Annotated in this window: 22 protein-coding genes and 1 pseudogene; 6 read left to right on the forward strand and 17 right to left on the reverse strand. The window is 38.0% G+C overall.

The window, feature by feature from the left end; all coding sequences use genetic code 11:
• Positions 1–33 precede the first annotated feature (33 nt).
• The 5 genes from BAZO_RS11100 to BAZO_RS11120 form a co-directional block, all read right to left on the reverse strand.
• Positions 34–1,725: a glycerol-3-phosphate dehydrogenase/oxidase gene (locus BAZO_RS11100; protein ID WP_003331609.1), complete on the reverse strand. Its 1,692-nt coding sequence runs from the start codon at positions 1,723–1,725 to the stop codon at positions 34–36.
• Between the two features lie 148 nt (positions 1,726–1,873).
• A complete protein-coding gene (glpK, locus tag BAZO_RS11105) occupies positions 1,874–3,364 on the reverse strand; it encodes a glycerol kinase GlpK (RefSeq protein WP_003331610.1) in 1,491 nt (496 codons plus the stop codon).
• Between the two features lie 80 nt (positions 3,365–3,444).
• Positions 3,445–4,269 carry an MIP/aquaporin family protein gene (locus tag BAZO_RS11110; RefSeq protein WP_003331611.1) on the reverse strand — a complete coding sequence of 275 codons (825 nt, stop codon included), beginning with the start codon at positions 4,267–4,269 and terminating at the stop codon, positions 3,445–3,447.
• A 190-nt stretch (positions 4,270–4,459) separates the two neighbouring features.
• The gene (locus BAZO_RS11115; RefSeq protein WP_003331612.1) at positions 4,460–5,011 is read right to left on the reverse strand and encodes a glycerol-3-phosphate responsive antiterminator; all 552 of its coding nucleotides are present in this window, start codon (positions 5,009–5,011) and stop codon (positions 4,460–4,462) included.
• Positions 5,012–5,208: 197 nt separating this feature from the next.
• Complete coding sequence (locus BAZO_RS11120; protein ID WP_003331613.1) at positions 5,209–5,607, reverse strand: pyridoxamine 5'-phosphate oxidase family protein; 399 nt, start codon at positions 5,605–5,607, stop codon at positions 5,209–5,211.
• A 262-nt stretch (positions 5,608–5,869) separates the two neighbouring features.
• On the opposite strand from BAZO_RS11120, the gene BAZO_RS11125 reads away from it, so the two are divergent.
• Positions 5,870–6,466, forward strand: a complete 597-nt coding sequence (locus BAZO_RS11125) for a polysaccharide deacetylase family protein (protein ID WP_003331614.1) — start codon at positions 5,870–5,872, stop codon at positions 6,464–6,466.
• Positions 6,467–6,563: 97 nt separating this feature from the next.
• On the opposite strand, the gene BAZO_RS11130 is transcribed toward BAZO_RS11125, so the two are convergent.
• The gene (locus BAZO_RS11130; protein WP_003331615.1) at positions 6,564–7,331 is read right to left on the reverse strand and encodes an NUDIX domain-containing protein; all 768 of its coding nucleotides are present in this window, start codon (positions 7,329–7,331) and stop codon (positions 6,564–6,566) included.
• A gap of 147 nt (positions 7,332–7,478) precedes the next feature.
• Here BAZO_RS11130 and BAZO_RS11135 point away from each other — a divergent pair, with 147 nt between their 5' ends.
• A complete protein-coding gene (locus BAZO_RS11135) occupies positions 7,479–7,829 on the forward strand; it encodes a YhjD family protein (RefSeq protein WP_003331616.1) in 351 nt (116 codons plus the stop codon).
• Between the two features lie 159 nt (positions 7,830–7,988).
• Here the strand turns inward: BAZO_RS11135 and BAZO_RS23040 are convergent, their stop codons facing one another.
• From BAZO_RS23040 to BAZO_RS11150, 4 genes are all read right to left on the reverse strand, one after another.
• Complete coding sequence (locus tag BAZO_RS23040) at positions 7,989–8,099, reverse strand: hypothetical protein (RefSeq protein ID WP_003331617.1); 111 nt, start codon at positions 8,097–8,099, stop codon at positions 7,989–7,991.
• Positions 8,096–8,227: a VOC family protein gene (locus BAZO_RS23215; RefSeq protein ID WP_003331619.1), complete on the reverse strand. Its 132-nt coding sequence runs from the start codon at positions 8,225–8,227 to the stop codon at positions 8,096–8,098. Before BAZO_RS23215 ends, BAZO_RS23040 begins: the two co-directional genes overlap by 4 nt.
• Before the next feature lie 29 nt (positions 8,228–8,256).
• Positions 8,257–8,652, reverse strand: a complete 396-nt coding sequence (locus tag BAZO_RS11145; protein ID WP_003331620.1) for a VOC family protein — start codon at positions 8,650–8,652, stop codon at positions 8,257–8,259.
• 176 nt (positions 8,653–8,828) lie between these two features.
• Positions 8,829–10,115: an NCS2 family permease gene (locus BAZO_RS11150; RefSeq protein WP_003331621.1), complete on the reverse strand. Its 1,287-nt coding sequence runs from the start codon at positions 10,113–10,115 to the stop codon at positions 8,829–8,831.
• Positions 10,116–10,386: 271 nt separating this feature from the next.
• Between BAZO_RS11150 and BAZO_RS23045 the strand changes: the two are divergent.
• Positions 10,387–10,632: pseudogene (locus tag BAZO_RS23045) on the forward strand (arginase family protein); the annotation flags it as partial.
• Positions 10,633–10,724: 92 nt separating this feature from the next.
• Here BAZO_RS23045 and BAZO_RS11160 read toward each other — a convergent pair.
• Positions 10,725–11,282 carry an NADPH-dependent FMN reductase gene (locus BAZO_RS11160; RefSeq protein WP_003331623.1) on the reverse strand — a complete coding sequence of 186 codons (558 nt, stop codon included), beginning with the start codon at positions 11,280–11,282 and terminating at the stop codon, positions 10,725–10,727.
• 283 nt (positions 11,283–11,565) lie between these two features.
• Here BAZO_RS11160 and BAZO_RS11165 point away from each other — a divergent pair, with 283 nt between their 5' ends.
• Positions 11,566–11,850: a hypothetical protein gene (locus BAZO_RS11165; RefSeq protein WP_003331624.1), complete on the forward strand. Its 285-nt coding sequence runs from the start codon at positions 11,566–11,568 to the stop codon at positions 11,848–11,850.
• 24 nt (positions 11,851–11,874) lie between these two features.
• Positions 11,875–12,564 (forward strand): membrane protein insertase YidC, encoded by a 690-nt coding sequence (gene yidC / locus BAZO_RS11170; protein ID WP_003331625.1) that lies wholly within the window; start codon positions 11,875–11,877, stop codon positions 12,562–12,564.
• A gap of 62 nt (positions 12,565–12,626) precedes the next feature.
• On the opposite strand, the gene BAZO_RS11175 is transcribed toward yidC, so the two are convergent.
• From BAZO_RS11175 to BAZO_RS11185, 3 genes are all read right to left on the reverse strand, one after another.
• Positions 12,627–12,881 (reverse strand): spore coat protein, encoded by a 255-nt coding sequence (locus tag BAZO_RS11175; RefSeq protein ID WP_003331626.1) that lies wholly within the window; start codon positions 12,879–12,881, stop codon positions 12,627–12,629.
• Positions 12,882–12,893: 12 nt separating this feature from the next.
• The gene (locus BAZO_RS11180; protein WP_003331627.1) at positions 12,894–13,079 is read right to left on the reverse strand and encodes a hypothetical protein; all 186 of its coding nucleotides are present in this window, start codon (positions 13,077–13,079) and stop codon (positions 12,894–12,896) included.
• A gap of 64 nt (positions 13,080–13,143) precedes the next feature.
• Positions 13,144–13,725, reverse strand: coding sequence for a Na+/H+ antiporter NhaC family protein (locus BAZO_RS11185; protein WP_081585690.1), 582 nt, complete (start codon positions 13,723–13,725; stop codon positions 13,144–13,146).
• 9 nt (positions 13,726–13,734) lie between these two features.
• Between BAZO_RS11185 and BAZO_RS11190 the strand changes: the two genes are divergently transcribed.
• A complete protein-coding gene (locus BAZO_RS11190; protein WP_003331629.1) occupies positions 13,735–14,376 on the forward strand; it encodes a LysR family transcriptional regulator substrate-binding protein in 642 nt (213 codons plus the stop codon).
• Between the two features lie 90 nt (positions 14,377–14,466).
• On the opposite strand, the gene BAZO_RS11195 is transcribed toward BAZO_RS11190, so the two are convergent.
• The 3 genes from BAZO_RS11195 to BAZO_RS11205 form a co-directional block, all read right to left on the reverse strand.
• Entirely contained in the window at positions 14,467–14,796 is a 330-nt protein-coding gene (locus tag BAZO_RS11195; protein ID WP_003331631.1) for a Zn-ribbon domain-containing OB-fold protein, read from the reverse strand.
• A gap of 2 nt (positions 14,797–14,798) precedes the next feature.
• Positions 14,799–15,932: a thiolase C-terminal domain-containing protein gene (locus BAZO_RS11200; RefSeq protein ID WP_003331632.1), complete on the reverse strand. Its 1,134-nt coding sequence runs from the start codon at positions 15,930–15,932 to the stop codon at positions 14,799–14,801.
• Positions 15,933–16,001: 69 nt separating this feature from the next.
• Positions 16,002–17,303, reverse strand: a complete 1,302-nt coding sequence (locus tag BAZO_RS11205) for an MFS transporter (protein ID WP_003331633.1) — start codon at positions 17,301–17,303, stop codon at positions 16,002–16,004.
• Between the last annotated feature and the right edge of the window lie 35 nt (positions 17,304–17,338).

Below are 17,338 nucleotides of genomic sequence, written 5' to 3' on the forward strand. Positions count from 1 at the left end.
GTAGTTATCGTGCCCGTCATCCTTGTTTTTTTATTAATTTTCATTAGAAGCTGTTGGTAGTTCTTTTCTTTCTTCAACTGGAACAGTTGCCTCTATTAATGCATTTTCTAAAGCCCATGTGTACTTTTGTAATTCCTTTTCATCCCAGCTAAATTCGTCTTTCATATATTGAATAACCTTGTGGCTCCACTGTTTTACCGTTTTAATATCAAACAGAATGGCTCCAGTTCGGCGGTTGAAAAAGTCGATTGGTGTGACAGTCATTTCGTTTTGAATCGCATAGACAAGTTTAGCGAATAGTGGAAGCGGTAAACCATATTTTAATGCATCCATCTTCTTACTTTTCAAAAGCTCAAAGACTTCGGAAACGTTAGAACCATATCGTCTCGCAAGGTCTTTTGCTTCTTCTTTTGTTAAGCCGATAGCTACACCGGCCTTCACTTGTGAATTAACAAAAGCTTCAAGTTTACTTGATCCGCCCAAATCGCCGCCAGAAATTGGCATATGTTTTGTGTTACATGCTTTGAGATTTCGACCTTCACTTTCTTGGAATTTTTTAGCTAATAGGTCAACAATGGTTTCCGCCATTTTCCGGTAGCCTGTTAATTTTCCTCCTGCAATGGTTATAAGTCCTGATTGGGATTCCCAAATTTCATCCTTACGGGAAATTTCAGAAGCATTTTTCCCTTCTTCATAAATAAGCGGACGAACACCGGCCCAGCTTGATTCAATATCTTTTTCGGTAATCTTTACATCCGGGAACATGTAGTGAATCGCATTTATGATGTAGCTTCGGTCACTTAAAGTCACATTGGGATTGGCTTTATCTTGATCGTAAAATGTATCCGTTGTTCCCACATAGGCTTTGCCTTCACGTGGAATCGCAAACACCATTCGTCCATCTGGTGTGTCAAAGTAGACAGCTTGCTTTAATGGGAACTTAGATTGATCAATAACAAGATGGACACCCTTTGTTAATTGAAGCACTTTCCCGTTCTTTGATTTATCAAGATCACGAATTTCATCAACCCATGGGCCGGATGCATTAACGACCAATTTCGCATGAATTTCATATTGTTCACCTGTTAACTGGTCTTCGACTAAAGCACCAACCACTTTTCCGTTTTCATAGCTTAGCTTGATCACTTTTGTATAGTTACAAGCAACGGCACCTTTTTCGTGAGCTGCCTTCATGACTTCAATTGTAAGTCTGGCATCGTCGGTACGATATTCAACATAATAGCCGCCGCCTTTAAGACCTTCTTTCTTTACAAGCGGTGCTTTCTCGAGTGTTTGATCAGCAGAAAGCATGGAACGGCGCTCGCTTTTCTTTACACCAGCTAAATAATCATAAACTCGGAGCCCTATTGATGTACTAAATTTCCCGAACGTACCACCTTTATGCATCGGAAGCAACATCCACTCAGGTGTTGTTACATGTGGTCCGTTTTCATAAACAATAGCGCGTTCCTTCCCAACTTCAGCTACCATTTTTACTTCAAATTGTTTTAAATAACGAAGTCCGCCATGAACTAATTTCGTTGAACGACTTGATGTACCTGCTGCAAAATCCTGCATTTCAACAAGAGCTGTTTTTATTCCACGAGTTTGGGCGTCTAAGGCGATTCCCGCACCGGTAATCCCACCGCCAATAACTAAGACATCATATGTTTCATTTTTTAATTGTCCGATCATTTCTTTTCTATTTAGAGCTGAAAATTTCATAACAATATCCTCCTTTTAATATAAAAAGAGACCACAAAGACACTATCCCCAAAAGATAATGCTTTGTGGTCTCTCCAATTCTCCAACCAGTTTTATTAACTTAATATTATTTTACCATAACCTGCTTGACCTATGCTATAGAAAAAATTTACTTAAATGCCATTGTAGCTTGGATCGCTTTTTTCCAGCCATTATATAAATCTGTACGACGGTCTTCAACCATTTTTGGAACAAACTTTTTATCTATTGCCCATTGTGTTGAAATCTCATCAGGGCTTTCCCAAAACCCAACCGCAAGACCTGCTAAATAAGCAGCCCCAAGTGCCGTTGTTTCATTTATCGTTGGTCTCTCTACCGGAACATTAAGAATATCACTTTGGAATTCCATTAAGAAATTGTTCTTAACTGCACCACCGTCAACCCGCAATGTTTTCAGTTTAATACCGGAGTCCGCCTCCATTGCCGATAAAACATCCTTCGTTTGGTAAGCTAAAGACTCAAGTGTAGCGCGAATAAAATGTTCTTTTGAAGTACCCCGTGTTAGGCCAAAAACGGCACCACGGACATCACTATCCCAATATGGAGTTCCAAGTCCTACAAAGGCTGGTACGACATAGACGCCATCTGTAGAAGGGACCCTTGCTGCATATTCTTCACTATCTTTTGCATCTTTTAACATCCGAAGACCGTCCCTTAGCCATTGAATCGCTGATCCAGCAACAAAGATACTACCCTCTAGTGCATAGTTAACCTTTCCATTGATTCCCCATGCTATGGTAGTTAACAATCCATTTTCGGAACGCACAGCCTTTTCCCCTGTATTCATCAGCATAAAGCAGCCGGTGCCATATGTGTTTTTAGCCATTCCTTCACCAAAACATGCCTGACCAAACAACGCTGCCTGCTGGTCTCCAGCCACTCCCGCAATCGGAACCTCTTTACCAAAGAAGTGGTAATCAATCGTATTAGCATAAATTTCGGAGGAAGGACGAACTTCTGGCAGCATTGATTTTGGTACGCCTAAAATTCCTAAAAGCTCATCATCCCATTTTAGTTCATGAATATTATACAGTAACGTCCTTGAAGCATTAGAATAATCTGTGACATGGGCTCTTCCACCAGAAAGCTTCCAGATTAACCACGTATCCACTGTACCGAATAATAATTTCCCTTGTTCAGCCTTCTCATGGGCACCTTCGACATTTTCCAAAATCCATTTTACTTTGGTCCCTGAAAAATACGGATCAAGTAGCAATCCCGTCTTTTCTCGAAATAGTTCATTGTATCCTTTTTCTCTAAGCTCATCACATATTTCGCTTGTTTGACGAGATTGCCATACGATCGCATTGTAAATAGGCAATCCTGTTTCCTTATCCCAAACGACCGTTGTTTCCCGCTGGTTTGTGATGCCAATTCCAGCAATTTGCTCGGCCTTTGTACCAGAATCAGACAATACCTCAGCAATTACTGATAAAACAGAACCCCATATTTCATTGGCATTATGTTCGACCCATCCGGCTTTCGGAAAATATTGTGTAAATTCTTTTTGTGCAACATGAACGATTTCACCTTTTTTATTAAAAAGAATGGCGCGTGAACTTGTTGTTCCTTGATCTAAAGATAAAATATATTTTTCCATTCTAATCTCTCCCCATATACATGTAATCTAAAACTATATATGAACTGCCAGACTTTAGTTGATAAAATGCGGTCATTTTCCTAAGCAGCCTTTTCGACATCATCTACTGCATGTGATATTTTTTTGCTAAAAGAATAAGCAAGGATAAGAGCTATCAGATTTATAATAACGACTCCCCACAATGTTCCTGTCATTTCCCCTAGAAAAACAGCTCTATAAAATACTGCTCCTAAAGAACCTCCTAAAAACGGTCCAACAACCGGTATCCATGAATAACCCCAGTTGGAGCTGCCCTTTCCAGGAATCGGTAGCAAGAAATGGGCAATACGTGGTCCAAGGTCACGAGCCGGGTTAATCGCATAGCCCGTTGTTCCACCTAAAGACATCCCAATTACAACAATTAATAGCCCAACCGCTAATGGATTTAAACCTTCCGTAAACTCATTTGCTCCTATAAATAGTAACCCAAGTACAAGGACAAATGTACCAATCATTTCACTTAATAAATTAGAAAATGTATGTGGAATCGCAGGTGATGTTGCAAAAACTCCAAGCTTTGTTGCCGGGTCCTCAGTCACTGCCCAATGCGGTAAATATTGCAAGTAAACAATGGCAGCCCCTAACATAGCGCCTATCAATTGTGCAATAATATAGCCTGGAACCTGCGCCCATGGAAAACTTCCATTAATCGCAAGCGCTAACGTAACTGCCGGATTTAAGTGTGCACCACTAATCGAACCAACCGCAAACACCCCCATCGTTACAGCAAGTCCCCACGCAAGCGTAGTTACAATCCAGCCGGCATTTTGAGCATATGACTTTTTCAGTGAAGATCCTGCTCCAATCCCTGCTCCAAAAACAATCAAAATCATAGTTCCAATCATTTCTCCGATAAAAGGTGTCATAGTGTATCCCCTTTCTTATTAAAAAACATTAAAAGGCTTCTGACGAAAAAACAAAAAGAGATCACAACAGATAACCCTTTTAAACCCGGTTACTGTGTGATCTCCATTTCTCCGTCACAATTTATTAACTTACTTATATAATAAAACCCTTTGAAAACGTTGTCAACTAAAAATTTTATCCTTAATCTACTTATTTATTTCCAAATGCTTCCCAAAGCTCTCTACTTGATGTCGTTATGGCCGTTGCACCTGCATCTAGAGCATTACGAACATCTTCTGGAGTACGAATTAACCCACCAGCAAAAATAGGAACTTTTACCCGGTCCTTCACTTCCTTAATCAATGGGGGCATTGCCCCCGGTAGAACTTCAATAAAATCTGGCTGAGTTTTTTCTATCAGTTGATAACTCTTCTCAAGAGCATGAGAATCAATAAGGAATATCCTTTGTACAGCTATGACTCTTTTTTGCTTCGCTTTTAAAATCACACTCGACTTCGTAGAAATTAACCCATACGGTTTATATTCCTGACATATATACTCTGTTCCGTATTCATCATTTTTAAGACCATGAATCAAATCAACATGATAAATCATTTTTTTTCCATGCTCCTTTGCAAGCATATAAACATTTTTCAATTGACTAATATGCATATCTAGAAATACACCGATTTCATAGGAGCTTTTTAAAAAACGCTCAAATTCCTTCATATTTGTTGAAGCAGGTAGTATTTTCTGGTCCATTTATATATTTTCCTTTCTCAATATAGAGGGTTTACTGTTTTTTCTTGAAAATGGTTCGCCATACCTCTTCTATATTTTCAACAATTTTCAATTATTACCTTCTCTTTCCATCCATATTAATATAAATGATATTTATAAAAAAATAAAAAATCACCTTTCAAAAACTAACGAAAGGTGATTTTCTATTTTATAGTATGTTAGCTAATTTTTTTACCCGCCATTGGTCCTGGCTTTAAGCTATGGATTTCTTCGATATGTATTAATACTACAGCCTTTGGAGGACGCATTCCATTTTTTTCAGATAGAGCTGCGGCTTTGTCATAAATTTCGCCACTAGTTTGAACCTCAGGTTTGCCAATGAAACGGAAACCATCTGGTAGATCCCTATTTACAACAGCAATAACAACATTAGAGCCATCTAAAATATTTTGGTAAGTAGTGCCACCAGTGCCCTCATTAAAAATTAATGTCTCGTCATCTAAAACTCTTGTAGAACGTTTTGGTCCAATGTTTTGAACACCATCTTTACTGACAGTACCAATAAAGCATTGGAAATTAGCGACCATATCCTTCATTTCATTAGTAAGAATTGCCATGTTATTTGCCCCTCTCTTCTATTATTCTTTAATATTGCATACTTTATCAATTTATCGATTCAAGAAATGGACGTCAAAGAACTTTGTCACACTTTTGAAAATTTTTTGAGTCGCCGCAGACTGGGGTCGGTGTGGGACGTGGGGTCGGGAACTGTGGCTTACTGCTGTCCATTCAGTTATACTGAAATAAGCAAAAAGCGAAACGCGATTTATAGGAGGAAATTTTATGCATTGCCCTTGAGTAGTTAAAAGTGGACAGATCGTGTACGGTCTAACGGATGAACGATGGATAAAAAATAATAACCAAATTTGTAATTCTGAGAAGAAGGTACTATTAACTTTTGACGACGGTCCCAGCCGACAGCTTTCAAAGATTTTAGATATTTTAAATGAAAAAAATATTCCTGCCATGTTTTTCTGGCATTCAAATTTACTTTTCAAGGAAAGACCATGGAAAAGGGTGTTGGAGGAAGGACATATCATTGGGTCACATGCCGTTAATCATAAAAATCTTGCTAAGTTAACTAAAGACCAGCAATATAAACAGATTAAATACAGCATTGATAAAATAGAAGAGATTACGAGGACAAAGGTTCGTTATTTCCGCCCGCCATTCGGTCAATACAATGAAGATACGATATCAATCCTTTATGAACTCGACTTAGTCCCTGTTATGTGGGAAATAACATCTTTTGATTGGGAAAACAAAAGCACTCCTGAAAATATCATCAATAATGTTGTTGAACATGTTCAAGACGGCTCAATCATTTTGTTGCATGAATTAAAACAAACAGTTACAGTACTACCACAAATTATTGATGGTATTAGGGAAAAAGGATATGAATTTACACTATTGTAGTTTGGACATTTGCTAACCAAGAGATCATTCTTACTCAATGATTCCCGTTTTTGTGGATTCACCCCCATTCCGGGAATCAAACAATCACTCAACCCTATTATTCTTTGGATTCACTTTTTCCTATTCTGTTCAAAAGCTCATACGGTCGCACCTTAAATGCTTCATACGGAACGCAATTCCCTTCCATCGCATCTAATACTCGAGAAAAGAACTTTCCACGACGGATAAAGCAGTTCAAATTTGTTTTATCGATTTTTACAAAACGAACATCCTTCGTTTCATCCGAAACACTCAATTCACCGCCAGCACATGAACCCCGGAAAACAATCGAAATTGTGCTTCCATTGGAATAAACACCTGTTACCCCCTGAAGTTTAACTTTTATCCCTGTCTCTTCATAAATCTCCCGATAAAGCGCAGCGTCTAATGTTTCCCCCTCGTCAACTCTACCTCCAGGCAACTCCCAAGTATCTGCCCGCCAATACGTTTGTACTAAAAGAACCTCGCCTTTTTCATTTGTTATATAGCCGCTCACTGTCACAGATTGCATTGGTGAATTATAGATTCCTGTTGATTTTAAAAAGGCCTGAGAAAAGTCTTCAAATAGCGGTCCTATTTTCCGGAGTTGTTCTTCTGCCTGCTTATACATATCATCTTTTAAAACCCGCTCCTCAATCTTGAAGTACTCTTCAAAACTTGGATACTCCCACATTACTACAACCTCATCATTGCCCTCAGTTACCCACCGTCCAACAAGCCTTGCACCATTTTTCACCTGATTAGGTAGTACAAACTCACGGAAATATTTATTGAACCCATTCAATTTTTCCGGCCAAACACGGTACATTTCTCTTCTGTAAAACATTCTGATCCCCGTTTCTTTTCATTCTCAAATGTATTTTCCCTATTTTACGCTTAGACATTTAAGAATGTTCTGTCTACCCCTTTTCTTATCAAAAGTAATTTGCTACAATAAAAACAAACAAACGTTCTGTTATTCGAGGTGATCACTATGATTGAGATGAAGGATAAAGATTTGGTATGTCAGTTCATTGTATTAGACAACACATTAAAGCTTTTAACGAAAGAACTTGAAGCGGTTGAAAACTCAAAAATTAAAATCAAGAATCCTCATATTAATTTTATCCTTTTGAAAATAGACAACGCCCATAAAGAATTGCGGAATTTGCACAAACAATTAAAATGTAGGGGCATTCATATTCAAGAGATGAAAAGAGATGAGCTTAACGTAGAATATCCATTTACTTGCCGGGGTTACTTTGATATTCAAATCATGAAGAAGAATGTGCTGAAGAATAATGTTATCACTAAAATAATTGAATTATACAAATTAGGGTACTGAGTAACAAATATTCCCGTTGCTAACCAAAAATTCTGTTTAAGAAAGGGCTACGGATTATAGTGGCACACGAAATTTGAATGTAACTTTTATTAAATCCTTAAAAGTAAGGGATATTAACTATTAAAAGGTCGAAGTGCTTCACCTTCGACCTTTTGGTTACTATTTATCTTCCCTCAATATATATTCGTTTCCATCCTGATCATAGAAAGTGAACATAGTTCCAAACGGCATTCTTTGCATTTCCTCCACTTTTACTCCATTTCCCTTCATTTTCTCATAGGCCGATTCAATATCGGTTGTTCCAACTTTAAAACAAACCCCATTTTATTTATCCAAAAATCTTTTGCCTGCTCTTGGTCTTGAACGTATATCGTAATTTTTCCAATTTTATTTATCATTTTATATATCTCCTTTTAACCTAAAGGCTCTATTTTGCGTTCTCATCTGGTTGATGAATACCAAAAATATTTCCTTCGGTATCAATATAATATCCTTGCCATGCCATGCCTGGTAGAGCATGTTTTGACAACGCAACCTTGCCTCCATTATTAATAATTTTAGCCTCAATAGAATCGTAATCTTCCACTCCCATTGTACAGGCATAGCCATTTAAAGCTTGGTTTTTTTCCGGAGGAGGACCTTGACGTTGCATTAGAGCACCGTTGATTCCCGGCTCGCTTTCATCGCCAGTCACAGCGCCAAAATAAGGCATTCCAGCATAATCGCTCCAATCTTGAAACGTCCAGCCAAACACCTCCCCATAAAATCTCTTAGCCCGCTCCATGTCATCCACATGAATCTCGAAATGAATTAATCTTCCCATAAGTAACCTCCTGTTCTTTTACAAATAATTGCTTTCCCTTAAAACCAACATCTAGTATGTATTGACCTTTAATAGTCTTTGGTATTACCTCTTCATTATTGCATTAAAGATGGAAGTTTAATACAAAAAAGCAGGAGTATTCATCAACAAATTTTCCTGCTTATACTCTTTAAACTTTAAAAAACATACTTAATCACAAAATTACTAATAAACAGGATAGCAATCATATAGAGTGCAGGGTGAACTTCTCTCCCTTTCCCCATTAAAAGCTTCATCAATGGGTATAAAATAAAGCCGATCGCCATGCCATCTGCTATGCTATACGTTAAAGGAATTAATACAATAATTAATAGTGCCGGAAAGCTTTCCGTTAAGTCGTCCATTGAAATATGAACTATGTTTTGTAGCATAAGGACCCCGATTAAAATTAGAATGGGGGATACCGCACTTGCGGGAACCACTTTAATAACAGGAATAAACAATAATGAAATAAGAAACAGAAACCCGGTTACAATGCTCGTTAATCCAGTTCGTCCACCTGCGGTAATGCCTGCCGCTGTTTCCACTGATGCAACGGTTGGACTTGTTCCAAAAATCCCGGAAGATAACACTGATACCGCTGTAGCTTGAAGTGATTTCTTGCTAGTATCCGGGCGTTTTAACATATTGCTATGTCCATGAATTAAACCGATATTTTCAAATACAACCACCATCGCTAAAGAAATTGAAGTGAGCCAGAAGACGCTATTACCCGCTTGTGCCCATGAAACCTTCCCAAACACGCCAAGGTACTCTTGAAAAGATGGCATTGAAAGAGAAATTCCCTCGAAGGTATCTCCCCCGAACCAAATCGATAACAACGATGTAATCAAAATACTTAATAAAAGATTTCCAGGTACATTTTTAACAAATAATAACACCGTAATAATCAGACCAATAAATGTTGTGAGAGCACGGGGGCTGCTTAAATCACCGATTGCAAGCAACGTGTGCTCTGAACTTGTAATAATACCCGCATTGTCAAATCCAATTAAAATCAATAAGATTCCAATCCCAATCGTTATAGCTTCCTTTAAGGAATCAGGAATGGAGGTCGTTATCATTTTCGCTAGTGGCGTAAAAGTGATACAAACAAAGATCAGTCCCGAAACGAAAACCATCGCCAGCGCTTCCTGCCAACTAAATCCACCAGATTGCACGATGGTATAAGTAAACATCGCATTAATACCCATTCCAGGAATAAGCAGAATAGGTGTATTACTCCATAAACCGATGATTAAACATCCAAAAAAACTAGTTAAAATAGTCGCAATAATTCCCGCTTCCAACGGAATTCCTGCAACTGCCAAAATCGTAGCATTAACAATAATAATATAAACCACAGTTATATATGAAATAAAACCCGCAGATAATTCTTTTGCAATTGTTGTACCATGTTGTTCTAATTTAAAAAAACGTTCCATATTGTTCACCTTTTCTATCTGCTGTTTAAAAACGATACTTATCATAACATGGACTTCTATTATATGAAAAATATATAATTTATATCTGTCTCGGGATTTTCCGAAATGCTTCAGTCCTTCACAAAAAATTTCCATTAGTTTCTTTGAAAATGATATGCATGTATTAATGGAGATGGTAAAAGGCGGAATGGACGCAACAATCGTGCCAAAATCTGTTCTAGACGTCTATGGGAACAAAAGTCTCTATTCGACACCGATTAGGGACGCCAATATGATCTCTTCTTTAGGAATTGTTTGGCTTGAGCATCATTTTTTAACTACACCTGCTAAAAATTTCATAAAGTTAGTTACGGAAATTTCTCATCTGCTTAATAAAAATATTTTCCCTATAATTCTTGGTGGAGGACATGAAACCTTTTTTGGACATTACCTTGGTGTTAGACATCATATTGGTTCAGAAGCAAGGTTAGGAATTATAAATATGGATGCACATTTTGATATGAGACCCTATGATAGTGGCATCTTTACTGAATGATGCTCTCCTGCATATGAATTAAACATCAAAAAAGGCAACAAACCATATGGAGTGTTGCCTTTTTTTAGATCCTATTACTGTTTGGACTGTTTCACAAAATCAATAAACCCGTCTACTTTACTATCTAAGAATTTAAGTGTTTCTTCGTCAACCAACTGACCTGTTGGTTCTTCAAACTTCTGATTCGCAAAATTAATCAGAACCTCATTGCCGGCCCCTGGTGGAAGAATCTTGGCTTGAATACCAGAGGATGCAAGTATTTCACGTAAATGGGCTTGGGCACGAATCGTACCGAGCATTCCAAGCGTAACGCCTAGAGGCATAACCGGTTTACCGATAAACACCTTATCCACCCGTGATGCCCAATCTAAGGCATTCTTTAAGACGCCTGGTACTGACCAGTTATATTCAGGTGTAATAATGATGACCCCATCAGCATTTGAAACTGCATCTTTGAAATCCTTAACAGCTTGTGGCGGGTTATTTTCCTCATCTTGATCATAATGAGGCAAAGAACGGATATCGGCAATTTGCATGTTAAACTTATCCTTATATCGTTCTTCCATAGTTTTAGCCAGCCGCCTATTATAGGAATTTTTCCTTAAACTACCTACGATTGTTACGATATTCATCCACTTACCTCCAAAATTTCAAATTAAATACAATTCCCTTCCTTAACGTTATGGTAAGGCTAATTCCCCTGTCAATTTTTCTGCTCTCGCCATTTTTTTGGTTAAAATTCTCTAAAAAAAATCATAGTGATATTGTTGCCAATTAAGAGGATAATTTAGTATGCTTTGTAAGTACGAAAGCTTTTTTTATTATACTTTTATAAAAAATATTGAAACCTTGCCTATACTAGACTCGTAAATACAAATAAAAGCTAAGCTAGACAAAAGGATGGAGTGTTTTCCTTTGTTTGAAATAGTTGAAATTCTTGATATTATTAATGCTTATCCCCTATATGCCGGTATCTTGCTAGGCTGGTTTTTTGTCCATTTGTACTTCTCCGACAATAAACAAAAGTTCAGCAAAGATCATGCACTTTTCAGCAATAAAGTAAGATTACAAACTGAAACTTTACAAATAAAACTTGAAGTAAGAATAAATCCGGTGATTACCTGGTTATTTAAAGCGATTAAAAAATATGAACGTGACGGAGATGATGATAATATTATTTCTTCCTTTATTTATATTTAAATAAAATAATAGGAGGAATTAATATTGTTCCAAACTCTACTTGTTAACCCATTTTTACAGGCAATTCACGGGATTGCTGTCTTGTTTAATGATAACTATGGGATTTCAATTATCGTCATAACACTAATAATCAGGCTGGTCTTAATGCCATTTATGCTAAAACAATATAAAAATCAACAATTGCTAAAATCAAAAATAGAAAGTATTAAGCCTGAAATGGATAAAATTCAAGAAAAAATAAAGAATTCAAAAGATAAAGAGGAACAGCAAAAATTTCAGCAGGAAATATTTGCACTTTATCGGCAGCATGGGGTTAATCCATTAAATATGGGATGTCTGCCCCTTCTTATTCAAATGCCAATCCTAATGGGATTGTATTATGCCATCCGAGGTTCTCATGAGATCGCAACCCATTCCTTCTTGTGGTTCAGTCTCGGACAACCGAATCTAGGTATTACTTTAATTGCTGGCATCGTTTACTATATTCAGATTAAAGTAACACAACATTCTTTACCGGAGCAGCAGCAAAAGCAGATGAAGATTATGGGGTTGCTTTCTCCAATCATGATTATTATTTTTTCTATTAACTCTCCAGCTGCTTTACCATTATACTGGGCTGTTGGCGGAATATTTTTAGTGTTTCAGTCATTCCTAAGCAGAAAAATATATAATCCGGATAGAAGTATGAAAGACCTTGGTAATGAAATTGGTTAAAAAATAATATTAACGACATATAAAGCCGATTCCACTAGTGGAGGTCGGCTTTTATATGTAAGTTACTGCCCTTGCATTAATTGTGATTTAAGCTGTTGAATCACTTGATCAGAAGCAGGTGCAGCAGGCTTGTAATAACCCTTCTGAAGTGCATAACTATATAGTGTTCTTTGCCTTGATTCGTCTTGATTCCTCATTTGAATTAATGTTTGTCGTAATTCTGAATTGTTAGATTCACTAATCATATGGGCATATCCTGTTAAGCTTGCGTTTAAACCCGCTAAATAATCGCTTACCATTTCTTTATCCTGAAACATCCTGAACCCCTCCTACCCTAAAAATGTCATTAATTGTTGTTGTGATTGTTTGGCTGCTTGGGCATCCCTTTGTAAAATTTCTTTCAATTCAGGGTCTGCACAATTTTGGGCATACGTTTCTAGTTTTTTCGCAACCAAACCATGACCACCAATAAGATGACGCAAATGCTCTACTTCTAGTTCTGTAAGATTGTTCATAACACGCAAAACCTCCTTAAGAAATTTCATGCTTATTTTTGCCTTTTATTAAATATATATACGACTACCCGACTCTTTTAAAAGAATGTACTGCTTTTATCATCCTAGCTTCTTTGTACCAGCTATACAAGAAATACAGAATTGGGAAAACATAGAGATAAAAAGCATATGGCACAAAACCGTACATACTAACATTTAGCGTTGTGGTACAAATCAAGGCAGCAATATTCCATGGAATGAGTGCCGATGTAAGGATACATGAATTTTCAATGTCTAAAGCGAACTGATAGTTTTCTTCTTTCTTGTAGCAATCCCTCATAATTTCATCTGTCATAACAACTGCTATAGATTGTGAACAACCGAATGCAGCAGTCAGTGTGCTTATGAAAGTAGTCAATCCGTAACGCTTATGTTGATTTAATCTCATATTTAATAGATGCTGTTTAATGCCGCTAAATACACGTATTCCTTCAAGAATCCCCGCAAGAGCACAGGCAGCGAAAACGACAAAGCTCGCCTTAAGCATCGAGAAAACACCACCACCCTCAAGAATTGCGAGAAGAGGGCTAGGAGTGTCTAGGCTGAAACCAAAAAATATGGCGCGAAGGACTTGTACTGGCTCTTGTCCCTGAAAGAATACAGCCATACCAGATGCGTGGAAAGGACTGAAAAAGAACTAAAAGATTTACGGGAGGGACTTCAAGGTACTCTCGCCATTGGTACAATCTCTTCGGCGGAAGAAATGTTGCTCCCAGAAAAAATACAAGCTTTTCACAAGAAGTATCCTGGCGTCGATTTCCGTATCAAAGAAAGTAGTACATTTGAAATTCTCGAATTGGTCAAGGCTGGAGTTGTAGAAATTGGGATCATTCGTACACCATTCAATCAGGATATCTTTGAGAATATTAGCCTATCGGATGAGCCGATGATGGCTGGCGCATTAGACTTTTTCTGGAATAATGAAACAGAGTATATTGACCTTAAAGGGCTTGAAGGTAAACCGTTACTTATATACAACCGGTACGCAAACAACATAGAAGAAGCTTGTAGAAAGGCAGGTTTTGAACCAAGGGTTATATGTAGAATAGATGATACAAGAACGATGCTGAAGTGGGCAAGTGACGGCATGGGAATTACCATGATCCCTAGAGACATGATTTCATTGGTACCGGATTTGAACCTTCATTTCAGAGAAATAAAGGAGGAATCCCTTGTTACGAGAGTCATCATAATATGGAAGAAGAACCATTACTTATCCACTCCAGCAAGACACTTTTTAGAGGTTTTTAGGGGATAGGAACGTTAGACAAAAAAAGTCCTCACAGACGCGGTTTTAACAACATCTGTGAGGAGTAGGAATTTTTAAAAATATACGTTCTTCTAAAGATCAATTCCCAGCTATTCCGCTTATTTTTTCAAAAACAAACGTATTATCCTCATTTGAAATACATTTCACCTTATCATTAATCTCTACCTTTTCCATAATCCGTCCAGTCAATCGCACACCATCCTGTAAATCAACTAATGCTACTGAATATGGAGTTAGGTGCGAGAACTCTTGGGATGACACATGTATTGTTGTAAACGAAAATACCTTTCCTTCACCACTTACTTCCTTTATATGAAATTCAGTATTTTTACATTTTGGACAGATCCATTTTTGCTGAGCAAACTTTTTTTCACATTGAGTACATTCATACACTTGAACCATTGCCATCCTTACTTCACCCCTTCGAATATATGAACCGTTGAGTAGGCACCTGTTCCACCTAAGTTTTGGGCTAATCCAATTTTAGCGCCATCCACTTGATTACAACTGTTTCCATGAAGTTGGGAGACAATTTGAATAATTTGCGCTAGGCCGGTTGCCCCAATTGGATGTCCTTTGGAAAGAAGTCCACCGCTCGTATTAACTGGAACTTTTCCTCCATGCTTTGTTAATCCTTGGGCGACGGCTTCCCAACCGGTACCTTTTTCGAAAAAACCAAGTTCTTCAATTGATAGTATTTCTGTCATTGTGAAACAATCATGTAACTCAACTACATCAATCTCTTCGGGGCCTACACCTGCCATTTGATAAGCTTGCTCTGCAGAGGCTCTAACCGCAGGTAAACTTAATAAATCTTCGGCTTCCTGCATTTGAGTTGGTCCTGAAGCCTGAGCGGAGGCTCTGACTACTACACCTTTATCTCCTTTAGAAAGGACAACGGCTGCAGCACCATCTGTAGTCGGGGAGCAGTCGAACAGTCCTAAAGGCTCGGTGATCATTCGTGCTTCCATAATTTCTTCCAGCGTTGCTGGTTTTCGGAATTGTGCTTTGGGATTGTTTACTGCATACTCTCGATTTTTTAGAGCAACCATGGCTAAATGCTTTTTGGATGCCCCTGTTTCATAAAAATACCGATTTGCAACTGTTCCGAAAAATCCTGGAAAGGTTAAGCCGGCAAGTATTTCATTTGAATCATTATCCATTGCAGCATTGATTGCTCTAGTAGTTTCTTCTGTTGTGGCGTGTTTCATTTTTTCAACACCAGCAATTAGCACATTTTCATACCCGCCATTTTGAATGTTAAGGAATCCTTGTCTAAAGGCAATCCCTCCTGATGCACATGCCCCTTCAACTTTAAAAGCTGGAACTGTACCCAAACCAAGTTCATTGGCAACAATAGCCCCTAAAATTTCTTGATTAACCAAAGATCCAGCCATGAAATTCCCTATATAAATAGCATCAATCTTAGGAAAATTGGCTTCACGGAGCGCTTCCAAACATGCATCCATAAGCAATGTTTTTAATGAAGCCTCCTTTTTTCCAAATGCAGTCATTCCAATACCAGTAACACTGACTTTATTCATATTGAGTCTCCTTAATAGAGTATTTTTGTGCCGGTGGACCTGTCCCTGCGCCCTCTATCCACATTGCCATTAGATTGCTTTTTCATCTGCTACTGGGTCCACATTATCCTCATATTTTGATATTTTTCTAGTGTCTGGTACAAATAGAGAGAGTACTAGAGAAATAGTGATACCCGCCATCATAAATCCTCCAAATACGATAGGTGATGGACCGAATTTTTCAGCCATTGGTGTCCAAATCATTGGACCGAAACCTACAATTGCTGCTGCAATTTGATAACCGAATGATAGACCTGTATAGCGGACTTTGGCTGGGAACAATTCTGAGAATATTGTCCCTTGTGTAGCAAAAATAGAAGCCCAAATAATACCGAGCATGACAGCTTGCATAATGTAGAGCCATGATGGACTTTGTCCGACCATCGTAAAGTATGGTATTGCAAGGAGGAACAACAGCGCTAATCCACAAATATAGATAATTTTTCTGCCAATGAAATCTGATAGATATCCTACAACCGGAATAGTAATAATCATTGTTGCACAGCCAATTGTTAAAGCGGTCAGTGCTACTTCGTAGGAGTAACCCAAATGCTTAGTAGCAAAGACAAGCACAAACGACATTAGAAATACGTTAAAGAAACCGTCACCTAGCTTCAGACCAATTACGTGAAATACACTTTTTGAGTTGGTACGGAATGTTTCTACAATTGGTACCGCTGCAAGCTCACCTTTTTCCTTCTGTTCTTTAAATGCTGGAGTTTCCTCAATTCCATTACGAATCCATAATGCTAAACCGATAAGTAGAGCACTAAATAGGAAGGGTATTCTCCACCCCCATGCCAAAAATTGAGCTTCAGTTGTTAAATAACTAATAAAAGTTAAACTAAAAGATCCCAATACTAAGCCTAATGGAACTCCTAATTGCGGAATTGAACCATAAAGTCCACGAAGCCCTTTTGGTGCATATTCAGTAGCTAATAAAACAGCACCGCCCCATTCACCACCAAGAGCAATACCTTGAATAAGTCTAAGAAACACTAGTAAAAGAGGAGCTGCTACACCAATTTGTGCATAGGTCGGGAGGCAACCAATCAGAAAGGAGCTTCCCCCCATACCAACCAACGTTAACATCAAGCTTGCTTTCCGCCCTAACTTATCCCCAAAATGCCCAAAGATAATACTCCCAATCGGCCTTGCTGCATACCCGATACCAAAAGTAGCAAAAGCAAGTAAAAGTGCAATAGCGGGGTCAGTATTTGGAAAGAAAAGAGACGAAAACACTAAACCAGTGGCCGTTCCATATAAATAAAAGTCATACCATTCAATAACAGAACCGGAGACACTTGCGAACAACACACGACTTTTTTTCATAAATAAACCCCTTTCGATTTGTAATTAACGATATT

This window comes from Schinkia azotoformans LMG 9581, assembly GCF_000307855.1.
Lineage (GTDB): Bacteria > Bacillota > Bacilli > Bacillales > Bacillaceae_J > Schinkia > Schinkia azotoformans.

What these genes read in the sequence shown, in the direction of transcription:
- BAZO_RS11100 (WP_003331609.1), bottom strand. Translation starts at nt 1,725, where the DNA reads ATGAAATTTTCAGCTCTAAATAGAAAAGAAATGATCGGACAATTAAAA.
- glpK (WP_003331610.1), bottom strand. Translation starts at nt 3,364, where the DNA reads ATGGAAAAATATATTTTATCTTTAGATCAAGGAACAACAAGTTCACGC.
- BAZO_RS11110 (WP_003331611.1), bottom strand. Translation starts at nt 4,269, where the DNA reads ATGACACCTTTTATCGGAGAAATGATTGGAACTATGATTTTGATTGTT.
- BAZO_RS11115 (WP_003331612.1), bottom strand. Translation starts at nt 5,011, where the DNA reads ATGGACCAGAAAATACTACCTGCTTCAACAAATATGAAGGAATTTGAG.
- BAZO_RS11120 (WP_003331613.1), bottom strand. Translation starts at nt 5,607, where the DNA reads ATGGCAATTCTTACTAATGAAATGAAGGATATGGTCGCTAATTTCCAA.
- BAZO_RS11130 (WP_003331615.1), bottom strand. Translation starts at nt 7,331, where the DNA reads ATGTTTTACAGAAGAGAAATGTACCGTGTTTGGCCGGAAAAATTGAAT.
- BAZO_RS11135 (WP_003331616.1), top strand. Translation starts at nt 7,479, where the DNA reads ATGATTGAGATGAAGGATAAAGATTTGGTATGTCAGTTCATTGTATTA.
- BAZO_RS23040 (WP_003331617.1), bottom strand. Translation starts at nt 8,099, where the DNA reads ATGAAGGGAAATGGAGTAAAAGTGGAGGAAATGCAAAGAATGCCGTTT.
- BAZO_RS23215 (WP_003331619.1), bottom strand. Translation starts at nt 8,227, where the DNA reads ATGATAAATAAAATTGGAAAAATTACGATATACGTTCAAGACCAAGAG.
- BAZO_RS11145 (WP_003331620.1), bottom strand. Translation starts at nt 8,652, where the DNA reads ATGGGAAGATTAATTCATTTCGAGATTCATGTGGATGACATGGAGCGG.
- BAZO_RS11150 (WP_003331621.1), bottom strand. Translation starts at nt 10,115, where the DNA reads ATGGAACGTTTTTTTAAATTAGAACAACATGGTACAACAATTGCAAAA.
- BAZO_RS11160 (WP_003331623.1), bottom strand. Translation starts at nt 11,282, where the DNA reads ATGAATATCGTAACAATCGTAGGTAGTTTAAGGAAAAATTCCTATAAT.
- BAZO_RS11175 (WP_003331626.1), bottom strand. Translation starts at nt 12,881, where the DNA reads ATGTTTCAGGATAAAGAAATGGTAAGCGATTATTTAGCGGGTTTAAAC.
- BAZO_RS11180 (WP_003331627.1), bottom strand. Translation starts at nt 13,079, where the DNA reads ATGAACAATCTTACAGAACTAGAAGTAGAGCATTTGCGTCATCTTATT.
- BAZO_RS11185 (WP_081585690.1), bottom strand. Translation starts at nt 13,725, where the DNA reads ATGGCTGTATTCTTTCAGGGACAAGAGCCAGTACAAGTCCTTCGCGCC.
- BAZO_RS11195 (WP_003331631.1), bottom strand. Translation starts at nt 14,796, where the DNA reads ATGGCAATGGTTCAAGTGTATGAATGTACTCAATGTGAAAAAAAGTTT.
- BAZO_RS11200 (WP_003331632.1), bottom strand. Translation starts at nt 15,932, where the DNA reads ATGAATAAAGTCAGTGTTACTGGTATTGGAATGACTGCATTTGGAAAA.
- BAZO_RS11205 (WP_003331633.1), bottom strand. Translation starts at nt 17,303, where the DNA reads ATGAAAAAAAGTCGTGTGTTGTTCGCAAGTGTCTCCGGTTCTGTTATT.